This window comes from Compostibacillus humi (assembly GCF_014637175.1).
In the GTDB taxonomy this organism is placed as follows: Bacteria; Bacillota; Bacilli; order Bacillales; family Amphibacillaceae; genus Oceanobacillus; species Oceanobacillus humi.
Genome location: NZ_BMEV01000083.1, coordinates 1 through 11183, shown reverse-complemented (window position 1 = coordinate 11183; position 11183 = coordinate 1). Strand labels below are relative to the sequence as shown.

The following is an 11183-nucleotide window of genomic DNA, read 5'->3' as shown; positions in this document are numbered from 1 at the left end:
AATAACAGGCCACCAAGCGATGGTAATCGCGCGGTAGCCTAAGTAAGCGTACAAAAATAGAGTGCCGGAAATACTGGTGTGAGAAGGTTACCGAGAAAAGCTTGACACAAACTCTTTATGGCTGATAATAGCATTTTCTTTTTATTATTGATATAATCTGGAAAGGAATCTCATTTTTAAAATACAACATATATTCTGAATCTGAAGTTGTAGAACAGTGGGATTTTGTCTTAAAATAAAATTAGATGACGAACCGTACTTTACATGCTAGTTAAAGGAGTGTTGAATAAAGATGCTAAAAGTGCAAGAAATCCGTGAATTGATCAAATTAATTGATCAATCGGCCATTGATGAGTTTACCTACGAATCGAACGGTACAAAGGTAAAAATGAAAAAAGCATCAGCGGGTAACGTCTCCAATGCACCGGCTGCAACTGAATATAGGAAGGAGAAAGCGGAACCGATGATAGAGACGGTTATAGAGAGAAAACCGGATAACGAGCCCGCAGAGCAAGCGGAAGAAAAAGTCACAACAGAAATAATCGAAGAAAACCATAACATTACATATGATCATGAAATCGTATCTCCGATGGTCGGTACATTTTATGCTGCACCATCTCCTGAAAGTGACCCATACGTGCAAGTGGGAAGCAAAGTGGAGAAAGATACTGTCGTATGTATTGTCGAAGCGATGAAATTGTTTAATGAAATCGAAGCCGAAGTAAGTGGTGAAATTGTAGAAATACTTGTAGAGAATGGCCAGTTGGTAGAATACGGCCAGCCGCTGTTTCGCGTGAAAACCAAGTAAGGAGTTGGAAAGGTGATCAAGAAAGTATTAATTGCAAACAGAGGTGAAATTGCCCTCCGAATCATCCGAGCTTGTCATGAACTGGGAATTGAAACAGTAGCGGTATATTCCGATGCAGATAAAGACGCTTTACATGTGCAATTGGCTGACGAAGCATATTGTATTGGTCCAAAATATAGCAAAGACAGCTATTTAAACATGACGAACATTATGAGTGTTGCCACGTTAACGAATGTGGATGCGATCCATCCGGGATATGGTTTTTTGGCGGAAAATGCCGATTTTGCCGAGCTGTGCAAAGCGTGCAACATTATTTTTATTGGTCCTGAGCCGGAAGCAATCCAAAAAATGGGTATAAAAGATGTGGCAAGGGAAACGATGAAAAAAGCAAATGTCCCAATCGTTCCCGGTTCAAACGGTATTATCCAAAGCGAGGAAGAAGCTCTACATATCGCCAAGGAAATTGGTTTTCCGGTAATTATTAAAGCAACAGCTGGCGGAGGCGGAAAAGGAATCCGTGTTGCCCGAAACGAAGAAGAATTGCTCAAAGGAATTGAGCTGACTCAGAAGGAAGCTGAGACTGCATTCGGAAATCCGGGGGTTTATCTCGAAAAATATATCGAAGATTTCCGCCATATTGAAATCCAGATATTGGCAGACAAATATGGAAATGTCGTCCATTTGGGGGAAAGAGACTGTACCATTCAAAGACGGCTGCAAAAGCTCATCGAAGAAACTCCATCGCCATACATTACGGAGGAAATCAGAGCAGAAATGGGGCAAGCTTCCATTAATGCAGCAAAGGCAGTCAATTATGTCGGTGCAGGAACCATTGAATATATTTTTGACCGGACAGACGGGGCTTTCTACTTCATGGAAATGAATACCCGCATTCAGGTCGAGCATCCGGTAACAGAGATGGTTACAGGAGTCGATTTGATTAAGGAGCAGATCAAGATTGCCGGCGGAGAAAAACTTTCCTTTACCCAAGAGGAAATCCAGTTTCAGGGACATTCTATTGAATGCCGGATTAATGCGGAAAACCCGTTTAAAAACTTTATGCCTTCCCCTGGTAAGATTGAAACTTACCTGGCGCCAGGCGGATTTGGTGTCCGGATTGATTCAGCTGTCTATCCAGGTTTCGAGATTCCGCCTTATTATGATTCGATGGTTGCAAAGCTAATTACCCATGCATCAACGAGGGAAGAAGCAATCAAACGAATGAAACGGGCGTTGGATGAATACATTATTGAAGGCGTGCATACAACGATTCCTTTTCACCGTATTATAATGGAAAACGACGCATTTATACGAGGTGACTATAATACGAAATTTTTAGAAGAAAACCCCATTTTAGAAACGAAGGATTAGCGAGGAAACGAGGAGGGTATATATGAGTGAACAGCCATTGCTGAATGTCCATGACGATTCCGGATTAGGAAAAGTCGAAATTGCCCCGGAAGTGATTGAAGTAATTGCCGGGATTGCAGCGACAGAAGTGGAAGGGCTTTATGCGATGCGGGGAAATTTTGCCTCCGGCATGGCGGAAAAGCTGGGCAAAAAATCCCATAGTAAAGGTGTAAAAGTAGAACTAACAGAGGATGGAATATCTGTCGACCTTTACGTTATTTTAAAGTTTGGCGTATCGATTCCTTATGTTGCCGAACAAATTCAGTCCAATATCCGGCAATCATTAAAAACGATGACTTCCCTGGAAGTTAGCGAAGTAAACGTCCATGTTGTCGGCATTCATATGGAAGATACAGGCGCGGAAGAATAACGATGAAACATAGTAATCGGGAAAAAATGAAGGTGAGGAAAAACCTTCATTTTTTCTTTTCTGCGTTTTCTAGATTTGCTTAAAGAATCATGTTATCATTTGGTAGAGATTGATAAAAGGAGAAAGTAGACCGATGAAAAGACACCAAGCGCGGGAAGCAGCTTTTCAAATTTTGTTTCAAATGGATATGAATGATGTGGAGCCAAAAGAAGCATTAGCTGCTTTTGCAGAGAACCAACAAATCGATACCTTTACTTCCCGTCTCGTCGAGGGAGTGTACGAGCATAAACAGGAAGTGGATGAAAAAATTATTGAAAAACTGGAAAACTGGTCCTTTCAACGGGTAGCTGCGGTGGAAAAGGCAATTTTGCGGATTGCCGTATTTGAAATATTATACATAGATGAAATTCCGAAAAAAGTTTCCATCAATGAAGCGGTGGAATTAGGAAAAAAATATGGTGACGATCATTCAGGAAGGTTTATTAACGGAGTTTTGTCAAAAATTGATGAATAAAGGAGAAATGGAAAAGGATGAGCGTTAACATCTTAAACGGAAAACAGTTGGCCCAGAGATTAAGAATGGAAATGAAGGATGAAGTAGATCAGCTTGTTCAAGACGGCATCAAACCAAAATTAACGGTCGTTTTGGTCGGCAATAATCCAGCTTCCCTGTCCTACGTTAAAGGGAAGGAAAAAGCAGCGAAGGAGGCAGGGATTTTGGCGGATGTAATCCGCTTGCCTGATTCGACATCAGAGAAAGAATTGCTTCGTCTAATCCAACAATTGAATGAAGATGATACTGTTCATGGCATATTAGTACAGCTGCCATTGCCGGAGCATATAAGAGAACAATTAGTCATTACTGCGATATCGCCAAATAAAGATGTTGACGGGTTTCATCCGGTAAATATCGGCAAAATGATGACTGGAGAAGATACCTTTTTGCCATGTACTCCTTACGGCATTATGACGATGCTCGATGCATACGATATTGAAATTGAAGGAAAACATGCGGTAGTAATCGGCAGAAGCAATATTGTCGGCAAACCGGTCGGCCAATTATTGCTGAACCGGAACGCTACGGTTACGTATTGCCATTCCCGGACGAAAAATTTAAAGCAGTATACGGAGCAGGCCGATATTTTAATCGCTGCAATCGGGAAGGCGAATGTCATTACGAAAGATTATATTAAAAAAGGAGCAGTTGTTATTGATGTCGGGATAAATCGGCTGGAAGACGGATCGTTAACGGGGGATGTTGATATGGAAGGGGCAATGGAAAAGGCATCTCATATTACTCCGGTACCAGGAGGGGTAGGGCCGATGACGATTGCCATGTTATTAAAAAATACAATCGATGCGGCTAAAGGGCTGAATCGCGTTGAATGACAAATATTTAACCGTTACTGCGTTGACGAGGTATTTAAAACGAAAAATAGACACGGACCCCCATTTGCGCAATATATGGCTGCGGGGGGAAATTTCCAACTTTAAGCATCATTCCCGCGGTCATATGTATATGACGATTAAAGATGAACATGCGAAAATACAGGCAGTGATGTTTGCCGGCAATAACCGGTTTCTAAAATTCCGGCCGGAAAATGGAATGAGCGTTTTAATCCGCGGGGAAGTAAGCATTTACGAAGCCCACGGCCAATACCAGCTTTATATACACGAAATGGAGCCGGACGGGATCGGCTCTCTATATTTAGCCTTCGAACAGTTGAAAGATAAGCTGCAGAAAAAAGGCTATTTTGACCCGAAATATAAAAAGCCACTGCCTCTGTATCCGAAACATATCGGTGTTATTACCTCACCAACTGGAGCGGCTGTCCGTGATATTATTACAACGATCAAACGGCGTTACCCGATTGTAAAAGTTACCGTCCTTCCTGTGTTTGTGCAAGGGCCAAATGCGGCACCGTCCATTGTACGAGCGATCGAGAAAGCAAATGAAATGGATTTTGACGTGCTGATCGTCGGCCGGGGAGGCGGGTCGATTGAAGAACTTTGGAGTTTTAACGAAGAACCGGTTGCCGATGCCATTTTCCGCTCCAACATCCCGATTATTTCTGCAGTTGGCCATGAAACCGACGTGACCATTAGTGATTACGTAGCCGATTTGCGGGCGCCGACGCCAACAGGTGCAGCCGAGCTTGCGGTTCCGTCCCAGCTGGAAATCCGGGAGAAAATTATTCATTTCGTACAGCGGTTGAATAAACAAATGCAGCGGGAAATTACCGATGCGACAAAAAGATTACATAATTTGCAAGAAGCATATGCCTTTCGCTATCCCTTCCAAGTGATGAACCAAAAGGAACAGGAATTGGATCGATTTGTGGAGCGGCTGGAACGGAGTTTCTCCCATCTGTTAAACAGTAAAATGGATGAGTACCGAAACGTATTCCAGCGGTTACAGGTGATGAAGCCAAGCAGGCAAATGCAAATGGCGCGGGAAACATTAAGAGAAAATGAAAAGAGATTAAAGGTCAGTATGGAAAGATTAGTGGAACGAAACACAAAAGAGCTTGCCTACCGCATCGACAGGCTGACCTTGTTGAATCCGCTGGAAATTATGAAACGCGGTTTTGCATTGCCGTATACAGAGAACGGCAATATTATCCGCTCGGTCCGTCAAGTTGAGCCGACGGACCATATTTCCGTACAAGTAGCAGACGGAACAATATCTTGTGAAATTTTAGAGGTAAAGGAGGAGGAAGAGATTGGCAAGTGAAGAGCTAACTTTTGAAGAGGCAATGAAAAAATTAGAAGAAATTGTTGCCAAACTGGAAGAAGGGGATGTCCCGCTGGAAAAAGCGATTGCTTTTTATCAGGAAGGTATGGCACTCTCAAAAATATGCAGCGATAAACTTAAACAGGTACAGGAGCAGATGACGCTGATTATGAATGAACAAGGCGAAACGGAGCTTTTTAATGTACAGGGGGAAAACTAATTGTGAGAAAAGATCTTAATCGGTATATGAACCATTTAAAAGATGGGGTTGATAAAGCACTTATAAATTATCTTTACCGGTTAGACATACCGGAACGGTTAAAAAATTCGATGATATATTCGGTGGAAGCAGGCGGAAAAAGGTTCCGGCCAATTCTTTTATTATCCGCCTATGACGTCTATGCAAAGGATTTCGAGAAGGCGCTGTCCGCAGCCTGTGCGGTTGAATTCATGCATACATACTCTTTGATTCACGATGATTTGCCGGCAATGGACGATGATGATTACCGCCGGGGAAAACCAACGAACCATAGGCAATTTGATGAAGCGACAGCCATCTTGGCCGGTGACGGATTATTAACGTATTGTTTTGAAATTATTTTAGAGGACCCGTTATTATCGGCTGAAGAAAAGGTAAAAATTGCCCGGCTTCTTTCTGAATGCGGCGGTCCAAAGGGAATGGTTGCCGGTCAAATGCTGGATATGGAAGCAGAAAAAAAGCAAGTGAATTTAGCCGAACTGGAAAAAATTCACGCTCTGAAAACAGGGGAGCTATTGCGTTTCTCCGTTCTAGCCGGAGCGCTGTTAGGCGGAGCAACGAAGCAGCAATTGACACAATTGGAACAGTTTGCATATTATTTAGGATTATTATTCCAAGTGCAAGATGATATTTTAGATATTACCGGTGATGAGGAAAAGTTAGGGAAACCTGTCGGCAGTGATGCGGAAAACGAAAAAAGCACTTATCCAAAATTACTCGGATTAGATGGAGCCATTAAAAAGAAAGAAGAATATTTGTCAAAAGCGAAAGAAGCATTGGCAAATGCGGATGCAGATGCCTCTTATTTAATGGAACTTACCACATTCGTAAGCAGCCGCGAAAACTGACACGATGGAAAAATACATTGAAATATGATAATATGAAGCATGATACATATGCTACTATTTTACAACGACTGATTATTGTTGTTTCTCCTCTGCCGTTATCACGTTAGTGTTAGCGGCTTTTTTCCAGTTTTTTAACAATTGATCAAAAGGATGGAATGATGAAAAAAAGACGGTTAGATGAATTATTAGTGGAAAGACAGCTTGCTGAAAATATGGAAATGGCAAAGCGCATCGTCATGGCCGGGCTAGTATTTTCTGGAACGACAAGGCTGGATAAACCGGGAATGACAGTGGATGAAAAAACACCGATTGAGGTGAAGGGAAATAAAAAGAACCATCCGTATGTAAGCCGCGGCGGTTTAAAGCTGGAAAAGGCTTTAAAGGAGTTTGACCTGTCGGTGAAAGGTAAAATTCTGATTGATATCGGCTCTTCCACCGGAGGTTTTACTGATTGTGCTTTACAGCATGGCGCCATACGGAGTTATGCGATTGATGTCGGCTACAATCAGCTTGATTGGAAACTGAGAAAGGATCGCCGTGTCATCGTGATGGAGCGGACAAACTTTCGTCATGTTACCCCGGATATGCTGAAAGAAGGCATGCCGCAAGTTGCTTCCATCGATGTTTCCTTTATTTCCTTGAAATTGATATTGCCGGTATTAAAACATTTGCTTCGTCCAGACAGTGATATTATTGCGCTTATCAAGCCCCAATTTGAGGCGAAAAAAGAACAGGTCGGCCTGAAGGGGATTGTAAAAGACAAGTCGGTTCACTTGCACGTGCTGGAGGAAATCATCGATTTTGCCAAAGAGGAACAATACGAATTATTAAATTTGACGTATTCACCAATAACAGGTGGAGAAGGAAATGTCGAGTTTTTAGCCCATTTAGGATGGGAAAAATTGACAAGCCAGCCTGCTGAAATCAATATCGAAAATATTGTAAACGATGCCCATAATTATTTTCATATTGGGGAGTAAAGAGGTGGACAATGAGCAAACTACAACGGCTTTTAAAAATACGGGAAATAATATCAACGAAGGACATTGAAACCCAGGACGACTTGGTAGATGGCTTAAAACGTTTAGGGTTTAACGTCACGCAAGCCACCGTATCAAGGGATATTAAAGAGTTGCAGCTCGTAAAAGTTCCAGCGGGCAACGGCAAATATAAATATAGTCTGCCCGCAGATCAACGGTACAATCCGCTGGAAAAATTAAAACGGCTCATGGTTGACGTATTTGTCAAAATAGATACGACGAACCAGTTTATTGTTTTAAAAACATTGCCGGGCAATGCCAATGCGGTTGGAGCGTTAATTGACCATCTGGAATGGCAGGAAATTTTAGGAACGATTTGCGGAGATGATACTTGCTTAATTATTTGCCGGACTAAAAAAGACGCGCAGCAGATAAAAAATCGGCTTATTAGCATGCTTTAATCAAAAGGAGGTGGCAATGTGCTTGCTCAACTATCCATTCGCGATTTTGCCATTATCGATTCCATCTCCATTACTTTTCATGATGGGTTGACGGTATTAACCGGCGAAACCGGTGCAGGGAAATCGATTATTATTGATGCGATACAATTGCTGGCAGGCGGCAGAGGTTCTGTTGGCTACGTAAGACACGGATCAAAGAAGGCCCAAATTGAAGGTTTGTTTATCGTAGATGAGTACGATCATCCGGTACAAAAAGTATGCAAACATTTTGGCATAGAAGTGGAAGACGGGCAAATTGTCCTAGAACGGATCATCACCTCTTCCGGCAAAAGCATTTGTAAGGTGAACAGCAAATTAGTAACTTTGGCAATTTTAAGGGAAATTGGCAAAACGTTAATCGACATCCATAGTCAGCATGAAACACAGACATTAATGAATCCGGACCAGCATATCCATCTTCTCGATTTGTACGAATCGGAGGAAACAGAAAAAGCATTGGCAAAATACAAATTTTTATATGATAAACTCGTCAAGCTGCAGAAAAGATTTCAAGAATTAAATGATAATGAACAAGAGACGGCTCAACGGCTAGATTTACTGAACTTCCAGAAAAGGGAATTGGAAGAGGCGAATCTCGTAGCTGGCGAAGATGCAAAACTGGAAGAGGAAAAATTAATTTTGTCTAATTTCGAAAAAGTGTTCACTGCACTGCAAGACGCGTACAATGCCTTGTATGGCGACGGTAAAGGACTGGATTGGGTCGGACAAGCACTTGCTTCCTTGGAAGAACAACAGCATATTGATCCGTATATTGCTGAGAAAGCAAAGGAAATTGCCGATCATTATTACGCATTAGAAGATTTAACGTATGATTTGAGAAATAAATTGGACAGTCTGCAATTTGATCCGGAACGGTTAAATGAAATCGAAGGTAGATTAAACGAATTGAATCGGCTGAAAAAGAAATACGGTTCAACCGTCAGCAAAATGCTCGAATATTTAGCAAAAGTGGAAGAAGAAATAGAACAGATTGACAATAAGGAGTCCCATTTATCCGAATTGCAGGAACAAATTAATGAATGTAAAAAAGATTTGCAGCTGGAAGCACAGCAATTGCATCATATTCGGAAAAGATCGGCAAATGCGCTGGAAAAATCGGTTGTCGAAGAATTAAAGGACCTTTATTTAGAAAAAGCCACCTTTAACGTTTCCTTTCAGAAAGAAATGGATGAAGCCGGGGAACCAAAGTTGCATAAATTCGGCTTTGATCACATCCGCTTTTTAGTATCTACGAACTTAGGGGAACCGCCAAAAGAAATAAATAAAATAGCTTCCGGCGGTGAACTGTCAAGAATGATGCTCGCTTTAAAGAAAATTTTTGCCAAACATCAAGGAGTGACGAGTGTTATTTTTGATGAAGTGGATACCGGTGTCAGCGGCCGGGTTGCACAAGCCATTGCCGAGAAGATTTTTGAAGTTTCATGCCAATCCCAAGTGCTCTGTATTACCCATTTGCCGCAGGTCGCAGCAATGGCTGATACCCATCTCTACATTGAAAAGAAAGAAAAACAAAATCGAACTGTAACAAGTGTGAAGGAACTAAATAAAGAAGAGCAAATAATGGAATTAAGCAGGATGCTGACAGGAACCCAACTAACAGAAACGGCAAAAGACCACGCAAAAGAATTGCTCGACTTTGCTTCATCGTATAAAGAAAAAGAACTGACCCCGCAAAGGTAAGCGGGGTTTTTTGTGATGTTGCAGTGAAAAAATATCGCAGGGTTGGAAAAGATACACATCTTTTCTTAACATTCTCCAGTTTAAAACCGCATCTTCTAGGTCAAATTAAAGGTACAGATAAAAAGGTGTGGGTAATCAACAAGGAGAGTGGACCGATTGAAAAATATTTCTAACTTAATTCGCTGCAGTATTGGAGTTTTGTTAACCCTAACCATCATGTATACCTCCAACACCCCTATCTCGCATCTTGAGGAAGCAAAAGCTGCACCAAGTCAACATCTTGTTGAGAACCCTATAACAAGAGATATAAATAAAGAACAACCGCTTAGCAGTAAACTCGCCATCTATTCTGACACGATAAATGTAACGGACACTGATTTTAGTGAAAATGCCGTATTTGCAAATAGTGTTCCAACAAAGCAGGTGAACCGTAAAGCTATAGAAGATGTAAAAGTGATTCCCGGCGGACAGTCCATTGGTGTGCAGCTGGAGACGATGGGTGTGTTAGTCGTCGGACATCATCTCGTCAATGGCAAGGAAGGAACGATATCGCCCGGCGAAAAAGCGGATATTCAAGTTGGGGATATTATTTTAAAAATTAATGGAAAACCGGTCAATGAAATGGAAGAAGTAAAAAAGCACGTATTGGAAGCCGGTCAGGAAGAAAAGAGTTTGAATATTACGATAAAAAGAGGGAATGAAACGATGGAAACCCCATTGCATCCGGAATATGATACGAAAGATGACGAATATAAAATTGGCTTATATATTCGCGATTCTGCAGCCGGAATCGGCACTTTGACGTTTTACGAGCCAAAGTCAAAAAAATACGGGGCGCTAGGACACGTCATTTCAGATATGGATACGAAAAAACCGATTGAAATTCAAAACGGCACAATTGTCCGTTCATCTGTTACTTCGATTGAAAAGGGGAATAGCGGCATCCCCGGAGAAAAGCAAGCGAGATTTTCTACGGATAAAAAACAAATTGGTACAATTACTAAAAACAGTCCCTTCGGCATTTTTGGCGAACTGAAAGAAGACGTGGAAAATGGAAAATATGATAAGCCGCTTCCGGTAGCACTATCCCACGAGGTGAAAGAAGGTCCGGCAAAAATTTTAACTGTTGTTGATGATGAAAAAGTAGAAGAATTTGCTGTCGAAATAATAAGCAGTGTCCCGCAAAAATTTCCGGCAACAAAAGGGATGGTTATCCAAATTACCGATGAACGATTATTGGAAAAGACTGGAGGAATTGTCCAAGGAATGAGCGGGAGCCCCATCCTGCAAGACGGCAAAATTATCGGAGCAGTCACCCATGTATTTGTGAACGATCCGACGAGCGGGTATGGAGTTCACATCGAGTGGATGCTGCAAGAAGCAGGCATTAACATTTACGGAGAAAACAAACAGGCAAGCTAAAGGAAAGATTTGTTATGGAAAATGCCATAACAAATCTTTTTTTGGTGTGCCCGGCATGGGTGCAGACTATAGGGTGAAAGTCCCGAACAGTGAAGGCAGTAGTAGCTGTAGCTTAAGACAAGGGCATGGGGGGTGACCGTCATGTCTGAAG

Annotated in this window: 12 protein-coding genes; all 12 read left to right on the top strand. The window is 41.8% G+C overall.

Annotated elements, in window-relative coordinates:
- Positions 1-292: 292 nt before the first annotated feature.
- Positions 293-808 carry an acetyl-CoA carboxylase biotin carboxyl carrier protein gene (accB, locus tag IEV18_RS15325; protein WP_188393260.1) on the top strand — a complete coding sequence of 172 codons (516 nt, stop codon included), beginning with the start codon at positions 293-295 and terminating at the stop codon, positions 806-808.
- A 12-nt stretch (positions 809-820) separates the two neighbouring features.
- Entirely contained in the window at positions 821-2179 is a 1359-nt protein-coding gene (accC, locus tag IEV18_RS15320) for an acetyl-CoA carboxylase biotin carboxylase subunit (RefSeq protein WP_188393259.1), read from the top strand.
- 22 nt (positions 2180-2201) lie between these two features.
- Positions 2202-2588 carry an Asp23/Gls24 family envelope stress response protein gene (locus tag IEV18_RS15315; protein WP_188393258.1) on the top strand — a complete coding sequence of 129 codons (387 nt, stop codon included), beginning with the start codon at positions 2202-2204 and terminating at the stop codon, positions 2586-2588.
- Positions 2589-2721: 133 nt separating this feature from the next.
- On the top strand, positions 2722-3102 hold the full coding sequence (gene nusB / locus IEV18_RS15310) for a transcription antitermination factor NusB (RefSeq protein ID WP_188393257.1): 381 nt from the start codon (positions 2722-2724) through the stop codon (positions 3100-3102).
- 17 nt (positions 3103-3119) lie between these two features.
- Positions 3120-3977 carry a bifunctional methylenetetrahydrofolate dehydrogenase/methenyltetrahydrofolate cyclohydrolase FolD gene (gene folD, locus IEV18_RS15305; RefSeq protein ID WP_188393256.1) on the top strand — a complete coding sequence of 286 codons (858 nt, stop codon included), beginning with the start codon at positions 3120-3122 and terminating at the stop codon, positions 3975-3977.
- Entirely contained in the window at positions 3970-5322 is a 1353-nt protein-coding gene (gene xseA, locus IEV18_RS15300; protein ID WP_188393255.1) for an exodeoxyribonuclease VII large subunit, read from the top strand. Before folD ends, xseA begins: the two co-directional genes overlap by 8 nt.
- A complete protein-coding gene (locus IEV18_RS15295; RefSeq protein ID WP_188393254.1) occupies positions 5312-5542 on the top strand; it encodes an exodeoxyribonuclease VII small subunit in 231 nt (76 codons plus the stop codon). Before xseA ends, IEV18_RS15295 begins: the two co-directional genes overlap by 11 nt.
- A 2-nt stretch (positions 5543-5544) precedes the next feature.
- On the top strand, positions 5545-6429 hold the full coding sequence (locus IEV18_RS15290) for a polyprenyl synthetase family protein (RefSeq protein WP_229733681.1): 885 nt from the start codon (positions 5545-5547) through the stop codon (positions 6427-6429).
- A 158-nt stretch (positions 6430-6587) separates the two neighbouring features.
- Positions 6588-7409: a TlyA family RNA methyltransferase gene (locus IEV18_RS15285; protein ID WP_188393253.1), complete on the top strand. Its 822-nt coding sequence runs from the start codon at positions 6588-6590 to the stop codon at positions 7407-7409.
- Positions 7410-7420: 11 nt separating this feature from the next.
- Positions 7421-7870, top strand: coding sequence for a transcriptional regulator AhrC/ArgR (gene ahrC / locus IEV18_RS15280; RefSeq protein ID WP_188393252.1), 450 nt, complete (start codon positions 7421-7423; stop codon positions 7868-7870).
- A gap of 18 nt (positions 7871-7888) precedes the next feature.
- Positions 7889-9610 carry a DNA repair protein RecN gene (recN, locus tag IEV18_RS15275; RefSeq protein WP_188393251.1) on the top strand — a complete coding sequence of 574 codons (1722 nt, stop codon included), beginning with the start codon at positions 7889-7891 and terminating at the stop codon, positions 9608-9610.
- A gap of 156 nt (positions 9611-9766) precedes the next feature.
- On the top strand, positions 9767-11032 hold the full coding sequence (spoIVB, locus tag IEV18_RS15270; protein ID WP_444542330.1) for a SpoIVB peptidase: 1266 nt from the start codon (positions 9767-9769) through the stop codon (positions 11030-11032).
- Positions 11033-11183 lie beyond the last annotated feature (151 nt).